General features: G+C 50.2%; 1 pseudogene. It reads left to right on the top strand.

What is annotated here, in order from left to right:
* Positions 1-269 (top strand): annotated as a pseudogene (locus EZM41_RS13655) (hypothetical protein); the annotation flags it as partial.

Below are 269 nucleotides of genomic sequence, written 5' to 3'. Positions count from 1 at the left end.
GAATTTACGCTGGAGGAGCGAGCGCGAAAGCCTTTCGCCCAGAAGGCGAAAGAAGCGATTGGGAGACTTTGGACAGCTCAAGTGTGAGGGAATCTTCTGCTGGCTTGTAGGATCTTTAACTATTGTTATAATGGTTTCGGCCTGGGGAGACCCGTACTCCCGCTTCGTAGACCCCGAAGAGATTAAAGAAGAAGAAATCGAGATGCAGGGAGAATACGGGGGATTGGGGATATACATAGGCCAGCGAGACGGCAGAACATTGGTCATAA

Origin of the sequence: Acetomicrobium sp. S15 = DSM 107314 (assembly GCF_016125955.1) — a bacterium.
Classification (GTDB): domain Bacteria; phylum Synergistota; class Synergistia; order Synergistales; family Thermosynergistaceae; genus Thermosynergistes; species Thermosynergistes pyruvativorans.
This window is presented reverse-complemented; position numbering and strand designations above follow the sequence as displayed.